General features: G+C 68.4%; 15 protein-coding genes. 10 read left to right on the top strand and 5 right to left on the bottom strand.

Features of this window, described 5'->3' with window-relative positions; all coding sequences use genetic code 11:
• Positions 1-286 precede the first annotated feature (286 nt).
• Complete coding sequence (gene ltaE, locus IT306_27585; protein MCC7372208.1) at positions 287-1,351, bottom strand: low-specificity L-threonine aldolase; 1,065 nt, start codon at positions 1,349-1,351, stop codon at positions 287-289.
• Between the two features lie 247 nt (positions 1,352-1,598).
• Between ltaE and IT306_27580 the strand changes: the two genes are divergently transcribed.
• The 7 genes from IT306_27580 to IT306_27550 all read left to right on the top strand — a co-directional run bounded on the left by IT306_27580 (position 1,599) and on the right by IT306_27550 (position 9,260).
• Entirely contained in the window at positions 1,599-2,834 is a 1,236-nt protein-coding gene (locus tag IT306_27580) for a LacI family DNA-binding transcriptional regulator (GenBank protein ID MCC7372207.1), read from the top strand.
• Between the two features lie 73 nt (positions 2,835-2,907).
• On the top strand, positions 2,908-4,467 hold the full coding sequence (locus IT306_27575) for a hypothetical protein (protein MCC7372206.1): 1,560 nt from the start codon (positions 2,908-2,910) through the stop codon (positions 4,465-4,467).
• A gap of 149 nt (positions 4,468-4,616) precedes the next feature.
• Complete coding sequence (locus IT306_27570; GenBank protein ID MCC7372205.1) at positions 4,617-5,582, top strand: sugar ABC transporter permease; 966 nt, start codon at positions 4,617-4,619, stop codon at positions 5,580-5,582.
• A 52-nt stretch (positions 5,583-5,634) separates the two neighbouring features.
• Complete coding sequence (locus tag IT306_27565; GenBank protein ID MCC7372204.1) at positions 5,635-6,537, top strand: carbohydrate ABC transporter permease; 903 nt, start codon at positions 5,635-5,637, stop codon at positions 6,535-6,537.
• A 144-nt stretch (positions 6,538-6,681) separates the two neighbouring features.
• Positions 6,682-7,962 carry a flagellin lysine-N-methylase gene (gene fliB / locus IT306_27560; protein MCC7372203.1) on the top strand — a complete coding sequence of 427 codons (1,281 nt, stop codon included), beginning with the start codon at positions 6,682-6,684 and terminating at the stop codon, positions 7,960-7,962.
• Positions 7,963-8,046: 84 nt separating this feature from the next.
• Complete coding sequence (locus IT306_27555) at positions 8,047-8,607, top strand: Uma2 family endonuclease (GenBank protein ID MCC7372202.1); 561 nt, start codon at positions 8,047-8,049, stop codon at positions 8,605-8,607.
• 41 nt (positions 8,608-8,648) lie between these two features.
• Positions 8,649-9,260, top strand: coding sequence for a Uma2 family endonuclease (locus IT306_27550; protein MCC7372201.1), 612 nt, complete (start codon positions 8,649-8,651; stop codon positions 9,258-9,260).
• Positions 9,261-9,294: 34 nt separating this feature from the next.
• On the opposite strand, the gene IT306_27545 is transcribed toward IT306_27550, so the two are convergent.
• Positions 9,295-10,152, bottom strand: a complete 858-nt coding sequence (locus IT306_27545; GenBank protein ID MCC7372200.1) for a PhzF family phenazine biosynthesis protein — start codon at positions 10,150-10,152, stop codon at positions 9,295-9,297.
• 279 nt (positions 10,153-10,431) lie between these two features.
• Here IT306_27545 and IT306_27540 point away from each other — a divergent pair, with 279 nt between their 5' ends.
• From IT306_27540 to IT306_27530, 3 genes are all read left to right on the top strand, one after another.
• On the top strand, positions 10,432-13,533 hold the full coding sequence (locus IT306_27540; protein ID MCC7372199.1) for a GAF domain-containing protein: 3,102 nt from the start codon (positions 10,432-10,434) through the stop codon (positions 13,531-13,533).
• Positions 13,520-13,888 (top strand): response regulator, encoded by a 369-nt coding sequence (locus IT306_27535; protein MCC7372198.1) that lies wholly within the window; start codon positions 13,520-13,522, stop codon positions 13,886-13,888. Before IT306_27540 ends, IT306_27535 begins: the two co-directional genes overlap by 14 nt.
• A 162-nt stretch (positions 13,889-14,050) precedes the next feature.
• Entirely contained in the window at positions 14,051-14,278 is a 228-nt protein-coding gene (locus IT306_27530; GenBank protein ID MCC7372197.1) for a cold shock domain-containing protein, read from the top strand.
• Positions 14,279-14,600: 322 nt separating this feature from the next.
• Here IT306_27530 and IT306_27525 read toward each other — a convergent pair whose 3' ends face one another.
• From IT306_27525 to IT306_27515, 3 genes are all read right to left on the bottom strand, one after another.
• Positions 14,601-15,215: a bifunctional nuclease family protein gene (locus IT306_27525; protein ID MCC7372196.1), complete on the bottom strand. Its 615-nt coding sequence runs from the start codon at positions 15,213-15,215 to the stop codon at positions 14,601-14,603.
• 175 nt (positions 15,216-15,390) lie between these two features.
• Entirely contained in the window at positions 15,391-16,869 is a 1,479-nt protein-coding gene (locus IT306_27520) for a hypothetical protein (protein ID MCC7372195.1), read from the bottom strand.
• 147 nt (positions 16,870-17,016) lie between these two features.
• Complete coding sequence (locus tag IT306_27515; protein MCC7372194.1) at positions 17,017-17,748, bottom strand: class I SAM-dependent methyltransferase; 732 nt, start codon at positions 17,746-17,748, stop codon at positions 17,017-17,019.
• Positions 17,749-17,926 lie beyond the last annotated feature (178 nt).

Raw genomic sequence — 17,926 nt, 5'->3', positions numbered from 1 at the left:
CCTCCTCGTGGGTCGTGGGTCGTGGGTCGTGGGTCGTGGGAATAATGATGGGGTGAAAGCGTGCAAGCTGCCCATTGTCGTCCTGAGCGCAGCGAAGGACCTCACCCGCTGACCGTCAACGCTCGTGTCACGCGCCGACTATCGGCTTGTGCATCACCCGCTGACCGTCAGCGTCCGCGTCAGCGGGTGAGGTCCTTCGCTGCGCTCAGGACGACAATGGGCAGCTTGCACGTTTTCACCGACCGTTCCTTACTGCTTACTGCTTACTGCTTACTGCCTGCTGTCACTACGCTGTGACGGCGACCCCGGCCACGGCCGGCTGCGCCCCGAGCGCCTGCGCGAAGGCGTCAATGGCCCGGTCGATGTCGGCCCGCTCGATGCCGTAGTGCGTGACCAGCCGGATGATCGGGCTGCCGTCCTTCGCCGCGCCGCAGAGCACGCCCTTCTCCTTGACCCGGGCCGAAAGCTCCTTGGCGGAGGGAGCTGGATCGCTCAGGTGGATGAAGAACATGTTGGTGGTGACCTCGTCGCGGTCGATGGCGATGCCGGGGAGCCGCGCGAGGCCGGCCGCGAGCCGCTTTGCGTTGGCGTGGTCGTCGGCCAGACGCTCGATGTTGTTGTTGAGCGCGTAGAGGCCGCCCGCCGCGATGACGCCGGCCTGCCGCATCGCGCCGCCGATCAGCTTGCGGCCTCGGTAGGCCTTGGCGATGAACGCCTTCGAGCCGACGAGCGCCGAGCCGACGGGCGCGGCCAGCCCCTTGGAGAAGCAGAACATGACCGAATCGACATGCTTTGCGATCTCTGAGGCGTCCACGCCGAGCGCGATGGCCGCGTTGAAGATGCGCGCGCCGTCCATGTGGACGGGAATGTTGTGCTCGCGGGCGAGCCTGGAGATGGCGGCCAGCTCGTCGAGCGGCATCACCCAGCCGTTGCAGGGCTGCTCGACCCAGATCAGCGTGGTGCGCGGGAAGTGGGGATCGTCGCCGCGAATGGTGCGGCGGATGGCGTCGATGTCGAGGCTGGCGCGGTTCTGGGGGACGGTCCGCAGCTGGGTCTGAGCGACGCGGGCGGCGTTGGCCTGCTCGGAATTCAGGGTGTGGTGCTTCTCGCCGCAGATGACCTCGTCGCCGGCGTTGCACCACGCGATGTGCGCGATCAGGTTGCCCATGGTGCCGCTGGAGACGAAGAGGGCGGCCTCCTTGCCGAGCAGCTCGGCGGCCTTCTCCTGGAGGGCGTTGACGGTCGTGTCCTCGCCGTAGACGTCGTCGCCGACCTCCGCTTCGTTGATGAAGCGACGCATCTCAGGGGATGGCAGGGTGACAGTGTCGCTCCGCAGGTCGATGACGTTCATGCTGCCTCCAGGTGGCCCGGCTGTGTTCCCGGGAGTGTACGCGTGTCGTGCCGGCAGTCGCCAGAAGCTCGACTGCACGGCCAGTTCGGCTCGTCGCCTCCCGTGCGCGAGAGCGAGACCGCGGGGCAGCCAATGATCCCGGCGGATTGACGACCAGGAACGTAGCTGCTATTCTCAGCGCGCTAAACCGTTCCACGCAGATCGTTTCTGGGTCTGAACGGGATCACCACTGAGGATGCCCGGCGTGATGACGCGCCAACCTGTCCCCAAAAGCACGGCGCCGCTCGCTGACGGAGTGCACGCGGATGCACTTTCGGCCGCTGGCGTCCTGGCGCGGCCCTCCACCATCCTCGACGTTGCCCGGGAGGCTGGCGTCTCCAAGGCCACCGTGTCGCTTGTCCTCAACGGACGCAGCGGGACACTCCGCATCTCCGATGTCACCCGCGCCGCTGTCCTCGCCGCTGCTGTGCGCCTGAACTACACCCCGAATCACGCTGCCCGCAGCCTTCGCAGCCGGCGAACCGGTGCGATCATGCTCGTCGTTTCACGGATCGCGAACCCGTACTACGGTGAGATCGCCACGGCCGCGCTCAAGGCGGCCCGCGCCCGCGGCTACCAGCTGGACGTTGCCGAGGCCGGCACCGCGGACGACGAGGTGATTGCACTGGCGAATCTCCGGAGCGGCCGGGTGGACGGCGTGGTGGTAGCGACGGCCCGCCCGGCCGGCGACGGGGATCAGCAGCAGACCCTGCGGGTTGCCGCTCGTCGCGATCTCTCACAGCGTGGTCTGCCGATCGTCGTTCTCCTCAGCGGCAGTCCTGCTCCCACCATTCCGGCGATCCGGATCGACGATGAAGATGGCGCGTACCTCGCCACCCGCCACCTGCTGGATCTCGGCCACCGGCGAATCGGGCATGTCAGCTACGGCAAGCTCCCGCCATCGACCGCCGAGTACGCCGCCTCAGCCGACCGGTTCCGTGGCTACTTGCGAGCGCTCGACGAGCACGGCCTGCGGCCGGACGATTCGTGGCTGATCGGCGATGCACGCGCGATGCGTGGTGGCCGAGACGCCGCCTCCGAGTGGCTCGCGCGGCCGGGGCCGCGCCCGACCGCGATGTTTGCCGCGACAGACACCACCGCCATCGGCCTGCTTCGTGGGTTTCACGATCTCGGCGTCCGCGTGCCCGACGATGTCGCCATCGTCGGGTTTGACGGGGTCGAGGTCGGCGTGTACAGCGTGCCTGCACTCACGACCATCGAGCATCCGCGCGACGACCTCGGCCGGATCGGCGTTGAGGCGCTGCTCGATGCGATTGAGGGCGCTGCGGACGGTACGTCACCGGTGGCGGTTGAGCGGGTGCTGCCGGTCCGCCTCGTGGTCCGCGAATCGTGCGGAGCCGCGCCGCAGAAACCGGTTGCCAGCCCGCTCACGCCGCCGGTACCGCCATCCGGCCAGGGGGGATCGCCGCTCAGCGTCGAATGAGCGACCGCACGGTTTGTTGCCCCGCACGGAATCCGAACGTCCGAGCACTGGACAGAAGAGGGAGGATCTCGCAATGTCGCGTCTTGCACTGAGTCGACGTCGGCTCCTCGGTATGCTGAGTGTTACTGTTGCTGCGCCGGTGCTGGCGGCCTGTGGCGCGCCGCCGCCGCCGCCCGTTGCGCCAACACCCGCCGCAAAGGCGGCTGACAAGCCGGCCGCCGCCGCTCAGCCAGCAGCACCCGCCGCCCAGCCGGCTGCGCCTGCAGCCCAGGCAGCCGCGACGCAGGCCCCGGCGGCAGCCGCTGCGACGGCTACGCCGGCAACGGCCCAGGCGCCGGCCGCCCCGGCCCCAACGTCCACGCCGCCTCCGCCTCAACTGGCGGCCGGCCAGAAGCTCGTCACCTTCATGTACAACCGGACCGAGATCTCGGAGCAGGAGCAGGCCGCGTTCACCCAGAAGAACCCGAACATCCAGACCTACCTCGTGACCTCGGACCTCGTCGCACTGATGGCGATGACCGCTGCCGGTACGCCGCCAGACTTCTACCGGGTGCAGGCGCCTGATGTCCCGACCTTCATCCTCCGCAAGCTCGCGAAGGATCTGACCGACAGCTTCAAGGGCTCGTCCGTCATCAAGGTGGACGATCTGTCAGACGCCAACAAGAACTACATGTTCGACGAGAAGCTCAACGTCGGGACCGGCAAGATCTACGGCATGGTCAAGGACTGGTCTCCTGACCTCTCGCTGTTCTTGAACAAGAAGGCGTTCCAGGCTGCCGGTGTCGCCGTGCCCACCGATGACACGATCCTCTCCTACGAGCAAGTGATCGATCTGGCGCGCAAGACGCAGAAGAAGTCCGGCGACCGGGTCGAAGTGCTCGGCATCGGTGGCGCGATGAACAACTGGTTCGACCGCGTGGTCGAGGTCCAGCTGAACCAGGCCGGCACCAGCCTCTGGGATGCGGACTTTGGCAAGGTCAACTTGCAGACACCAGAGGCGAAGAAGGCGCTCCAGTTCTGGTACGACGCCTCCAAGGAGAACCTGACCTTCAGCCCGCTGAACCCGATCACCACCGGCTCGCCAAGCGACTACTTCGTGCGCGGTCAGATCGCCATTGCCCAGTACGGCTACTGGTTCAGCGGTCGGATCAACGGCACGGACGCTGTCCGCGACGATTGCATCATGCTCCAGGCGCCGAAGTGGGGCGACAAGTACATGTCGCCGACCGTCACGGCGACGGGCGCACTGATGCACACGGGCACCAAGGTCTTTGACGAAGCCTGGAAGATGTACGAGTGGTTCCACGGTGGTGAGCAGGCCGTCATCCGGGCGCGCAGCGGTTGGGGCGTCCCGGGCCTCAAGTCGCTGTACAAGGAGATGCCGACCACCACGCCGTTCCAGCAGCAGGTGCAGAAGATTCTGGCGAAGGAGCTGGCCATCTCCAGCACAACGGTTCGCTACAACCCGTACATCAACCAGAGTCAGCAGGTTGCCCTGAACAGCTTCACCGGCCCCTGGAACAAGTACCTGGAGCAGGTGATGCGGAACCAGATGACCTTCGATCAGCTGTTGACGAACCTCGAGAAGGACGTCAACACGGCGATCAAGGAAGGCAAGGAGCGCCTCAGCTAGATGCGTAGGCCGTAGGCGGTACGCGGCAGGCAGTGGAGCGAACGGCCTGGACACCTCGAAAGGCGCAGCCTGTTCTGATCGCTGCCCATCGCCCATCGCCCATCGCCTGCCGCCTACTGCCCTCTGCCTACGAGTGACGGGTGAGACCTATGACTTTCGCAGCGACCAGTGTGCCCCGCGCAACACCGAGGCGGCGCTTCCAGGGGCGGGCCTGGCGTGAGACCGTCTCGTTCTACCTCTTTATCTCGCCGTGGCTGCTGGGCTTCCTGGCGCTGAGTGTCGTACCGCTCGCGCTCGGGTTCGCCGCCTCGCTCACCAACTACGACGGCTACAACCTGGACAGCCTGCGCTTCCGCGGGTTCGACAACTACCTGCGTGCCTTCGACGATCCAGACGTCCTGCATTCGCTCTGGCGGACATTCGTGTTCTCGGTCATGAACGTCCCGCTCAGCATCGGGCTGGCGCTGTTCCTGGCCATCCTGCTGAACGGCGCGATCCCGGCGCGTGGGGTCTTCCGCACCCTCTTTTACCTGCCGCACATCGTGCCGATTGTGGCCGTGGTCTGGATCTGGCGCATCTTCGTCGATCAGAACTACGGCCTGGTCAACGGCATTCTCTCCTGGTTCTGGCCAGACACCGCGATTCGCTGGACGGTGGACTTCCCGACACAGGTGCTCACCGCACTGACCGTCTGGACGGGTATCGGCGGTGGCATGGTCATCTTCCTGGCCGGCCTCCAGGGCGTCCCCAACGAACTGAAGGACGCCGCGCGCATCGACGGCGCGACCACCCCGCAGCTGTACCGGGCCGTCATCATCCCACTGCTCACGCCGGTCATCTTCTTCGAGCTGGTCCTGACTATGATCCGCTCGCTCCAGACGCTCGTCGCGCCGATGCTGCTGGCGGGCGATCAGCTCGCCTCGATTCCGGTCCGCGACAACTATCTGTTTCTGGTGCACGCCTACCAGCAGGTGTTTGCGCAGCAGCGGTACGGGTACGGGCTGGCACTGATCTGGATGTTCCTGGTGGTCATCGTGGCGCTCACCTACGCCGTCTTCAAGACGTCGAAGTACTGGGTGTACTACGAGGTCGACCAGGACGGAGGGTCACGATGAGCCCGTCACTCCCTGCGAGGTCAGTATCGAGATCAGTATCGAGGTCAGCATCATGGCGATAGTCGACCGCTCGGCGGCCGCCCCGCCTGGCTCGTCGGCCGGCCGCCTGGCAGCCTCCAGGCCGCTGGCCGCCCGCCTCGACGGCGCCTGGACGCTTGCCGCCGTCGTCGGGCTGGCGATCCTCTTCTCGCTGCCCACCGTCTGGCTGGTGCTGATCTCCTTCAAGAAGGAGTCCGAGTGGGTCTCCTACCCGATCCAGATCCTGCCCTCGACGGCCGAGATCTACAACTACTACTTCGCGGTGACCATGTTCCCGTACCTGCGGTATTTCATGAACTCGGTCATCCTCTCCACGATGTACACGGCGCTGGTGGTGTTCTCCAGTGCAGCGGCCGGCTTCGGCTTTGCGCGGCATCCAGGCGCGCCCGGCCGGAGCTTCCTGTTCGGGCTGGTCATGGGCATGATGATGGTCCCGTGGCTGGTGACCGTCGTCCCGCAGTACATCGTGTTCTCGAAGCTGGGATTGCTGAACAGCTACTGGCCGTGGGTGCTGTGGGGCATCTCCGGAAGCCCGTTCCATATCTTCCTCTTCCGCCAGTTCTTCGCCAGCATCCCGCGAGACCTGGATGACGCGGCCGAGGTGGACGGCTGCGGCAGGTTCCGTCTGTTCTGGCAGATCTACCTGCCGAACTCGCTGCCGGCCGTCGCCGCATCCGCCATCTTCGCGTTCACCTGGGTCTGGGGCGACTGGCTCTTCCCGAAGCTGTTCCTCCACGACCAGATCACCACGCTGGCCGTGAAGCTCCAGACGGCGTACGTTGACCCGTACAACCAGCCGCTGATCACGATCACGATGGCCGGCGTGGTCTTGTACGTCCTGCCGATGATCCTGGTGTTCTTCGTGGCGCAGCGGCTGATCATCCAGGGCGTGGTGACGACGGGGCTGAAAGGCTGACGCTGGGTCGAGGGTCGAGGGTCGAGGGTCGAGGGTCGAGGGTCGAGGGCAACCCTTCCCCATGACCCACGACCCATGGCCCACGACCCATCACCCACGACCCAACGCCCCCGACTGGTATCCTCGGGGGGTGAGGGTGTCAGCGTGAGTTTGCCGCCGGTCCGGGCGCCGCGTTACCTCGGGCGCTTCCAGTGCATCGGCTCGGCTTGCGAGGATCACTGCTGCGGTGGCTGGGGCGGTATCGACGTGGACCCGCCGACGGCCGAGGCGTACCGCCAGTTGATCGCGGACGGGGACCGGCGGGTTGTCGAGCTGCGGATGGCCGAGACGCTCCAGCCGAATCCTGAGGCGTGGCCCGACGAAGGCTGGCCCGCCGCGTTGATCCCGCTGGAGACGGGCGCATCCTGCCCGTTCTTGAGCGCCGAGCACCTGTGCCGGGTGCAGGGGCTGCTGGGCGAGGGGCTGCTCTCCTCGACCTGCGACACGTTTCCGCGCCAGGCGACCCTGCTGGATGGGCAGATCGACCTGGCCGGGCGGCTCTCCTGTCCGGAGATCGCGCGGCTGGCCCTGCTGGCCGACGATGCGATGCTGCTGGAGACGGCGCCGGCCGACCGCCGTCTCAGCGAGCGCGGCCGGTTCTGGATCGATCGTCCGTGGACTGACCAGCCGGCGGAGGACGATCCGCGCCGCCACTATCATCTTGTCCGTGCCCGCACCATGGCCCTGGTGCAGCGTCGGGACGTTTCATTTGGGGCGCGGATGCTGACGCTGGGGCTGGCGCTCGGGACGCTCGACGGGACCGGGTTTCGGGCGGCGGAGGTGGAGGGCACCTTCGTGCAGGCCGAGGGGCAACTGGCAGCGGTGGCGGCCTGGCTGGACGAGAGCGGGTTGGGGACGCCAGACGGGCCGGCCGGGCCGCACCGGCTGCTGCTGCGGCGGCTGCGGCGGTGGATCGCGATGCCGGAGCTGCCGGGGCGGCTGCGCCGCTGTGTGGACCGCGTGAAGGTCGGACTGGGCCTCCCCGCCGACCCGTCGACGCCGCTGGAGGGGCCACTCGGCGAGCGCGTGTCAGCGGCGTATGGACGGGCGGTGTCGCGCCATCTCGGGCCGTACCTCGCGGGCAGGCCGTTCCTGCTGGAGAACCTGACGCTCAATCAGGTTTGGCTGGGGACGTTCCCGTACCACCCCGAGCGCTCGTTCGCGGACGAGCATGCGATCCTGGCGTTCCGGATCGGGCTGATGCGGCTGATGCTGGCCGGCGCGGCGGCGGCCGAGGGCGGCCTGACGGATGCGCTTGTCGTCGAGACGGTGCAGGCGTTCGACAAGTACGTGGATGGGCACCAGTTCTGGGATCGCACGATCAAGATGCTGCGCGGGGAGCACGCGCAGGATCCGCCGAGCATCGCGGCGCTGCTGCTGGCCTGACTCGGCGGCCGGATCGCTGGGGGTGTGATCCCGGTGCGGCGTGTGCGCGGTACACTGAGACATGGCCCGACGTGGAGGCTTCCGGTGGCAGTAACCAGACCGCTGACCCTCGACGAGTTCCTGCTCCGGCCGGAAGAGCAACCGGCGCTGGAGTACGAGCGGGGGGTGGTGACGCAGAAGATGTCGCCGATGGCGAAGCATGGAACCCTTGAGGGCGAGCTGTACTTCCGCTTTCGCATGCATCAGTATCCGCGCGTCGCCGTCAAGTCTATGACGGAGACGCGCGTGACCTGGCTGACCGAAGGCATCTCCTACGTCCCTGATGTGATTGCGTACCGTGTGGAGCGGGTGCCGTCTGGTGTGGATCGCGAAATCCTGGATCGGCTTGTCGTACCGCCCGATGTGGCGGTCGAGATCCCGTCGCCCGGGCAGACGCTGGATTCGCAGGTGGAGCGCTGCCGCTGGTACGTGCAGCATGGGGTGAAGGCGGCGTTGCTCGTTCACCCGGGGCGTAAGGCGGTCTGGGTGTTCCGTGCGGGCGCGGAGACCGGTCCCCTCACCGGCGACGCGGTGGTTGACCTTGGGGACGTGTTCGATGGGTTCTCGTTTGTCGTGGCAGAGCTCTTCGTGTCACTCCTGGTCTGAGGACTGGATCTGCTCACTGCGGGTGTGATCCGGGCGCGGGTGTGCGCGGCACACCGAGGCATGGCCCGACGTGGAGGCTTCCGGTGGCAGTAACCAGACCGCTGACCCTCGACGAGTTCCTGCTCCGGCCGGAAGAGCAACCGGCGCTGGAGTATGAGCGAGGGGCGATCACACAGAAGATGTCGCCGAAGATGCGCCATGGCGCCCTACAGATGGCGTTGTGCCTGCGGTTCGAATCGTCGGGCATGCCTGAACAGCATGCACGGGCGTTTCCCGAGACACGCGTCACCTGGCCGGCCGAGGGTGTGTCGTACGTGCCTGATGTCATTGCCTATCGTCTGGAACGCGTGCCGACCGATTCGTACGGCGATCTGCCTGACGACGTTCTCGTGCCGCCCGATGTTGCCGTCGAGACCCCCTCGCCAGGACAGGGGTTCGACGCTCAACGGGAACGATGCTGGTGGTATGTCAAGCACGGGGTGCGCGTGTCGTTGCTGGTACACGCCGACCGCCGGGTGGTCTGGGTGTTTCGCCCAGGGGCGGAGACCGGGCCGCTCACGGATCGCGCGGTCGTGGATCTCTCGGACGTACTCGACGGCTGCTCGTTCGTCGTTTCCGAGTTGTTCGAGGCGCTCCGCGCCCGTCCTTTGTGACCGCCTGCCAGATACCGGGCGAGCCACTCGGACCTCAGTCTGCTGGGGGTGGGACCAGGGAGCCGCTCATGACGGTGATGGCGCGGCCACAGAGGGTCACGCGGGGGCCGTTGACCTGGACCCGGACGGTGCCGCCGCGCGCTGAGGCCTGATAGCCGACCAGCGCGTCCCGGCCAAGCTTTCTTTGCCAGTACGGCCCGAGCAGGCAGTGCGCCGAGCCAGTCACGGCATCCTCGTCGATGCCGACGCGCGGCGCGAAGAACCGCGAGACGAAATCAACAGGCTGGCCATTCGGCGCATGGCCCATGGTGGGCTGGCTCAGGGTCTGCTGGCCGTCTGCTGCCGCTGTGACGATGATGCCCCGCGCATCGATCTGCCTGAGGCGGCTGAAGTCAGGCTGGATCGCCCTGACGGCTGCCTCCGACTCGACTTCTACCAGCAGATCGAACGTTCCCCGGGCGAGTGCCCGCGCCTCGACGCCGAGCGCCTCCAGCAGCCCGTCCGGCGGATCAAGCGGCTGGACCGGCTCAGCGGGGAAGTCCAGGGCGATGGCATCGGCATCGCGGCGGGCGGACAACAGGCCGCTGGCCGTCTGAAACTGGGCCGGCGCATCAGGCCAGAGCTGCCCGGCCTCCCAGAGGACATGCGCGGCGGCCAGCGTGCCGTGTCCGCACAACTGGAGCTCTCGGCCCGGCACAAACCAGCGGAGCCCAAACCCCTCACCCTGCTCGTAGACAAAGGCCGTGGCAGCTTGCTGGAGCTCTCCAGCGACGGCGGCCATCCAGCCAGGATCGGCTGGGGCGTCCAGCAGGCAGACGGCGGCAGCGTTGCCGGCAAACGGACGATCGGCGAAGGCATCGACGAGGAACAGCGGTAGCGGGGACGAGGGCATAGGCGCACCTGGGGTGCTGTGGGTGACGCAGCAGACTTCTCCGCAGCATACCGATTCCGCGGTGGCGGATCTGTCCCGTCCGGAACAGTGCGTCCGGACGGACCGTATTTGCGGAAGGGCCACCGGCAGCGCACAGCCTCAGATGGTGAGGCGGTCAGGCACGGATCGTGCAATAGGGGGCCGTTTGAGTTCGGTGGGGCGGAGTTTCACTGCATGGAGTGGGGCGGGACACCGGCAGCAACCGTGCACGGCGTCCCGGATGGGGTGCGAGATGGGCGTGTGGCGGCGGTCGAGCCGCAGGTAGAGCGTCCGGCGAGGCGGGGCGGATTTGCGCTGCGCCTCGGGCTGCTGCAGTGGGCCGCCGGCGCGTTCTGTGGCGTCGTCGGCGCGCTGACGTTTGTCACGCCGCATCAGTTCGTCGGACCATCGTACCGGCTCCTGCGGCCATACCTCCCATGGTGGGGGCTGCTGTGCCTGCTGGGTGCCGCGGCGCTGCTGGCCGTCGCGCTGCTGGCCCCGCGCAAGCGCACCCTGTTTTTGGCGCATCTGCTGGCCGCCGTCCCGATTCTGCTGCTGGGCCTGAGCGCGGGCGCTGCCGGCGGCTGGACCGGCCTGACGGTCTACTCGATCCTCGCTGCCGGCATCGTCGTCGCGCCGCTGGTGTGCCCGCCGGCCGACCGGCCCTCCTCGACGGCCGATCTGTTTGCCGTGGTGGTCGGCGCCTCGGCCATGGTCAATGGCAGCATCATGCTGCTGCTGCCGGAGCAGTACGGCTCGCCGATCTTCAACCCGATTCGCCCGTATCTGCTGCTGTACGGCCTCGGGTTCTTCGTCGGTGGGGCTGGCGTCGTGTGGGCGCAACTGCGCCCTGGCACGCCGCGTCACGTGTTCTGGGGGGCGCACCTGCTCCTGGGGCTGGCGCTCTCGGCGTTCGGGCCGCCGGTGGCCTGGCCCAACCGCGCGTTCACGACGATTGCCTACTACAATGGCTTCGGGCTGGTGGTGGGGCTGCTGCCGTGGCTGCGTCCGCGCTTGCGCCGCTCGGACCCTGGCTCGTTGCAGACGCGGCTGGCGCTGGCATTCGGGCTGGCAGTCTCGGTGCCACTGGTCATCACGATGGCGCTGGTCACCAACGAGGTGGAGCGCTCCGGGCGCAAAGAGGCGTCATCGCGCACGCAGGTGATCGCCGAGACGCTCAGCCAGGGCGTGTCCGACTACATGAGCCTGCACCGGGCGGCAGTGGCCGCGCTGGCTGGACAGCCGGGCCTGCTCGCCGCGCCCCCCGACGCCCAGCAGCGGATTCTGCGGGCATTTGACGACACGCACCCGGACGTTCTCAACTTCGTGCTGTACGGTGCGGACGGCCGGATACTGGCGCAGAGCCGCGAGCAGTCCGTGAACGCGGCGCCGCCGCAGCGCTCGGCGCTTTTTGACGAGGTCCGCCAGTCGGGCGTCTCCGACGTGCGGGTGATCTCGCCGGTGCTGGGCCAGCCGGTGGTCGCGATGGGCCTGCCGATCCAGGATGCTGAGGGGCGGTTCGCCGGCGTGGTGGCCGTGGTGCTGGAGTCAACCCGGCTGGCGGATGTGGCGCAGCGGGCAGCAACCGAGCCGGGCGGCCGGGTCTTGATCGTGGACGAGCGCGGACGGCTGATCGCGGCGTCGGGGGATGCGGAGCTTGCCCCCGTGACCGATCTTTCGACCAATCCGGCGGTGGCAACGATGCTCCGCGGCCGGGGGACCGGCTCGCTGAGCTATGAGGTAGCAGGGGCCGAGCGGTTCGCGGGATATTCCGTCGTGCAGTCGCTCGGCTGGGGCATTGTCGTCGAGCGGCCGGTGGTGCTGGCCCTGGCCGGCGCGCAGGCCGGGCGCGATCTGGCGTTTGCAGTCTTCCTGCTGGTGCTGGCCTGCGCCTCGGTGGCGGGCTGGATCGCGGCTCGGCGGCTGGCGGCGCCGTTGGTGGAGCTGGCGCGGGCGGTGGACGCGCTGGCGTTTGGGAACGAGCCGGTGGCGGTGCCTCGCAGCGGCGTGACCGAGGTTGCGCGGCTGGCGGCGGTCTTCGGCGACCTGCGAGACCGGCTCCTGGTTCGCACCCAGGAGCGCGAGCGGGCTGAGCGCCGCCTGCGCTTCCTGGCCGATGCGAGCAGCCATCTTGCTGGATCGCTCGACTACGACACGACGCTGGAGCGGGTTGCGTGGCTGGCCGTTCCGATGCTGGCCGAGTGGTGCCTGGTGGACGTGCTGGAGGACAGCGGCGAGATTCGACGGGTGGAGGTGGCTCACGCCGATGCAGCCCAGGCCCCGGAGGCCGACCTGCTCCGCAAGTATCCGCCGGACCGCCGGGCTGAGGAAGGCATTGCGCGGGTGCTGCGGACGGGCGTGCCGGAGCTGATCCGCGAGTTCACGGACAGCCGCTTGCCGGCCATCACGCGGGATGCCCAGCACCAGGCGATTACGCAGGCGCTGGGCATCCAGTCGGTGATGCGGGTGCCGCTGCTGGCGCGGGGGCGGACGCTGGGGGTGATCTCGCTGCTGGCGACCGATCCGAGCCGGCGCTACGCGGCTACCGATCTGGCGCTGGCTGAGGAGCTGGGGCGGCGGTGTGCCGTGGCGGTGGACAACGCGCGCCTGTACGCCGAAGCCCAGCAGGCGATTCGTGCTCGCGATGAGTTCCTCTCGATCGCGTCGCACGAGCTGCGGACGCCGTTGACGGGTATCAAGGGGTACGCGCAGATCTTGCGGCGTGCCCACGGACGCGGACAGCTTGACGATCAGCGGCTCGAACGGTCGCTGGCGACGATCGACGATGCCGCCGACCGGTTGTCGGCGCTCGTGGGCGACTTGCTGGACGTCTCGCGGATTCGTACGGGGCACTTGCCGCTGCGGTTGCTCACGGTGGACCTGGGGGAGGCCCTGCGCGCCGCCGCCGAGCGGTACCGCGATCACCTGGGGGAGCTGCACGAGCTGGCGGTTGACCTGCCGGCCACGCCAACCTACGCCGAGGTTGACCTGGACCGGCTGGAGCAGGTCGTGACCAACCTGCTGAGCAACGCCGTCAAGTACTCGCCTGGAGGCGGCATCGTGCGACTGTCGATGATCGGCGGCGAGGGCGGCTCGCTGGTCCAGGTGACGGACCCAGGTATCGGGCTGACCGCGGAGAGCCTTGAAGCGATCTTTCAGCCGTTTGGGCGTGCGCCGAACGCCACGGAGCGGAGCCTGCCGGGCATGGGCCTGGGCCTCTACATCTGCCGAACGCTGATCGAGCGCCAGGGTGGGCGAATCTGGGCGATGAGCGGCGGCGAAGACGCTGGCACGACGTTTGGCTTCTGGTTGCCGAAGGCGGAGGCCGTCGCGCTGGCGGAGCAGGTGCATGTTGGCGCGTGAGTCCCGCATCCTGGTGGTGGACGATGACCCGAGCATTCGCGGGTTTCTGGCCGAGGCGCTGGCGGATGAGGGGTACGACGTGAAGGTGGCTGGCAACGGCCAGGAGGCGTTGGCTGTTGCCAGCCAGTGGCAGCCAGACCTGATCTTGCTGGACTTGATGATGCCGGTACTGGATGGCTGGGGGTTCCGCGAGGCGCAGCGGCGCATCGAGCGGCTGGCCACGGTGCCGGTGATCGTGCTGTCGGCGACGCGAGACCTGCCGGCGCGGACTGAGCAGCTCGAGCCAGCCCGGGTGTTTCCCAAGCCGTTCGACCTGGATACGCTGCTGGCGACCATCCTCGAGATGACAGGCTAGCGGCGCGCTGGACGGGAGGGCCGCCGTTCTGAGCGAGCCGGGCGCCCCGGCAGACTCGTGTACAACTGCCCGCTTTCACCAAAAATGGACCTGAGACATGGCACGCATCGTGCATCAGCAGGTTGGTACGCCGAAAGGCGTTCTGCTTGGAGGTATCGTTCTATGCGGGGCACCGTTGTTCGGATGATCCGAGATCGTGGCTTCGGGTTTGTCCGTTGCGAGGATGGGGCCGAGGTTTTCTTTCATCATTCCTCCCTGCCGCGTGGGGTCTTCGACACGATCCAGGAAGGGCAGGAGATGGAGTTTGACATCGAGACGGACGCGCGGGGCCGTGGGCAGCGCGCGGCGAATGTCGAGCTGATCAACAGCGCCTACAACTCGCAGCGGTAGGCCCCGCGCCCGTGCGCGGCGGGTAAGGCGGGCGGGTTGTGCCCCCGGATGCGGGGCTGCTGCGTCCGGCAGGCCGACGACCGGGGCGAGGGTCGCCGCCGGTCTGCCTGCCCGTACTACGGCGTCATGCGTGAGGCCGCCCCAGCACCGCACATGTCGGTGTTGAGGCGGCCTCATGACGGCTGTCCCCTATGAGGGCTGTCCCCATGACGGCTGCGGGCCGGGGCGCGGACGCGAACGCCGGCGGCCGTATAGGGCGAGCCGGCAGCGCGGCCGTCGCTGAAGGCCCGACGCGCGTTTTCGGGCGTGACCTGAGCGAGGGTCAGGGGCGGCTACGGCCGGCCTGATCCAGGACGCTCGTCGCCGCGAAGATCGGCACGCGGGCGCGCAGGGCCAGGGCGATGGCGTCGCTCGGGCGGGACTCGACTTCCACCTGCCGCGAGTCGGTGTTCATGATCACCTTCGCGTAGTAGGTGTCGTTCGTGAGGCTGGTGACCACGACGCGGTTCACGGATGCCCCGAGCTCCTTCACGAGCGTACGCATCAGGTCGTAGGACGTGGGCGGCGGGACGCTCATGCGCTCACGCGGGACGCCGCCGTTCATGTCGGCGGCCACGGCCAACGCCTCGCTCGGCCCGACGTTCATGGTCAGCCGGCGGTTGCCGGCCTTCTCGCGCAGGATCAGCACCATCTGCGCTTGCTGGCTGTTACTGCTGCGGATCTCTTCGACGACCATCTCGCGGACTTCGCCGGTGGCGGCTGCTGCACCGCTGCTCGCGGCCGGCGACACGCCGGGCAGATTGATGAAGCCCTGGCTCGCAAGACCGTAGACGGTTCCTCCGACCATCACCAGGACCAACAGCGACGTGATCCAGCGGCGCACCATGCCAACCGCGACACCACGAACAAGACGCTTGACGACGTGGCCGACCTTCACGGCTGGACCCTCCGGATACCCGCGCGAACCCTGAGCAACCCCGCTGCGCGTTGGCGCGCAGAACGTGTACACAACAACGGAGATCGTACCATTCCAGGGCTGGATACGGGAGCGTTTGGCCGATATTGGCCGGTGGCGCTCCACGGTTGATCCGCGGACCGCTCCGGGCGGCGATTCACCGGGCGACGACGCGCTCCATGAGTCGGGTGGCGGCGGCATTGTGCGGATCGTGCAGGAACGCGCCCTCGCAGGTGGTGGCGGTCCAGCCGCGCATGGTGGCCCACTCGTCAGCGGTGATCATGCCGTCCAGACGGCGGCCGGCCAGGATGGCGTTGGCGAGGGTGGGACGGTCCGTCTCGGAGTCGAGCCAGCCCGTGAGAGTGGGCGGCGCTTGCCCAGAGCGCTCCATCAGCAGGGAGATCGCCATCCAGCCGCCCAGGACTTGCTCGGCTTGATCGGCGGTGAGGCGCGCGCTCCCTGGCCGGGTGGCGTCCACGTCCACGCCGTTCTCGCGGTAGCCGGCGGCGACCGCGCCGCGCGGATCGGCGAGGTTGAGGCCGGGGAAGCGGATCGAGGCATCCGAGCAGCGCGCCGGCAGGCCGTTGGCGACGCTGAGGGGGACGGTGGTGGCGGCGGGCGAGGCGCTGGCGGCTGACCGGCTGCCGCCACGGTCGGTCATGATGAGCAGGAAGGCAATGATGGCGGCTGCGCCGAAGGAGGCCAGCAGGAATGCGCCGATGGTGGTCGGCTGGAGGACGATCAAGCCGCTGGTGTTGAAGCGCCGGCCGGTGGCGGCTGGCTCCGGGTGCGGCGAGAGCGGTGATGGCCGCCGGCGGGCCGGCTCCGGCGGCAAGACGAACGGCGTGGCGGCCGGCTGGCCGGCGCGGGCCTGGGGCGCTGGCGACTGGGGCGCCGGCGCAGCGGACGCTGGGGACGTGCCAGCGGGGCCGCCAGGGCGGGCGGCGCGGGCGGTGGTGGCGGATGGGGCGGCCGGCCCGGGCGCGGCCGTTGGTGCGGCCGAAGCTGGCGGCGTGGCCGCGGCGGCCTGGAGGTTGGCCGCGTGGACGATGGCGGCGTAGGCGTGGCCGGCGGCGGCGCCGGGGCCAGTAGCCGTGACCGGGGGCGGCGTGGGTGCAGCGGGCGGGGCCGGCGGCGCTGGTTCTGGCTCGGGAGCTGGCGGGGTGCCAGCATCTGCCCCGGCCGGCCCGGCGCTCCGCAGGCGACGGGTGCGCCGCGCGGGCTGCTGTCCGAACTGCTGACCAGGTCCTCCGGGCTGGGCCGGGCCTGGGTTCTGTGTCGGGGCGGCTGGCCGCGGGTTGAAGACCTCGTCCAGCATCCGCTGCACGAGGGTCTCGGAGAGGCGGTCGCCGCGCTCCTGGTAGAGCGCGATCAGCCGCTCGTAGGAGCGCCGGTCGGCAGCGCGGGCCTGGACATTGGTCCAGTAGGCCTCTTCGGCATCGTCGGTGTGGCCGCGCGCTTCGAGGATCATGGCGATCTCGGTGCGCGCCTGGGCCTGCTGCTCGGGCTTGCCCTTGAGGAGGATGTCCAGCCACCCGAGGATGTCGCTGTTGGATGCGACGGTAGGCAGCCCCGAGCGTGACGGCTCGGGGGCCGCTGCTGGTGGGGTGTCTGGTCGCTCGCTGGGTACGGCCATGCGGTCCTCGGGCTGATCTGCGCGTCTCGGTCAGACGGTTACAGCGAAGGATACCGCGCCCGCCCGATGCAGGAACGAGCGTAGAAACGAAGCGGTGCGGCCGTGAGGGATGCCCGTCCGTGAGGCCGTGCGCGCGCGTGGCGAGCGCTAGCGCTTGCGCGCGACGACGAAGTGGCTGATTCCGAACGCGCGGAGCGGCGTCGCCTCGATCAGGTCGCGCGTCTTCTGGATCAGCCGCCCGAACGGCCCGTACCGCTCCGCGACGTTGTCGAGGCCGGGGAGGATGTGGGTGACGGCAGTGAAGTCCACCTGAAGCCCGTCGAAGAGGCGCAAGATCTCCCGGGCGGTGTAGACGCGCACGTGGGGGCAGAAGACGTCACGGATGGTGTGCGGCAGCCAGTTCACGAACGGCAGCAGCCGGAAGTAGTACTTGCCGAACAGGTAGAAGCCGTGCGTCTCGTAGGGGTACAGCCGGTTCGGGGCGTAGATGACGATGTGGCCGCCGGGCTTGAGGCAGCGGTACGCCTCACGGATGGTGAGGCGGTCGTCGTCGACGTGCTCGATGACCTCGTTGAGCAGGATGACGTCGAACTCGTTGTCGCCGAAGGGGAGGTGCTCGCCGGGCGAGACCTGGAGGTTGGGAAGCCACTCGCTGGCCTTGGCGATCTTGTCGGGATCGACGTCGACGCCGTAGACCTCGTCGCTGAAGCGGCGGAACTTGTCGACGTACATGCCCATGCCGCAGCCGATGTCGAGGATCTTGCGGCCTTCGAGCTTGACGTACTGGCGGATCTGGCTGAGGCGGCGGTCCTGGCCGCTGCGCCAGACGTAGCTCGGGTGTCCGAGCCGAATCGCCTTCACGTCTGCCGCTGCCACCATGGACCCTCCGGGGCGATGCTCTCGAGACCGGCGGCTGCCCTGAAGCACGAGACTCAAGCGCAAGCCAGCGGACCGGTCGTCGCCCGGCCGGAGCGGATGGTACCAGAAGCCTGGAAGCCGGGCAAGGCGTTATGCCGAGTTCGCCTGAGTCGAGAACGGCCGCCGGGCGCGTTTGGGG

Source organism: Chloroflexota bacterium (assembly GCA_020850535.1).
Taxonomy (GTDB): domain Bacteria; phylum Chloroflexota; class UBA6077; order UBA6077; family JACCZL01; genus JADZEM01.
This window is presented reverse-complemented; position numbering and strand designations above follow the sequence as displayed.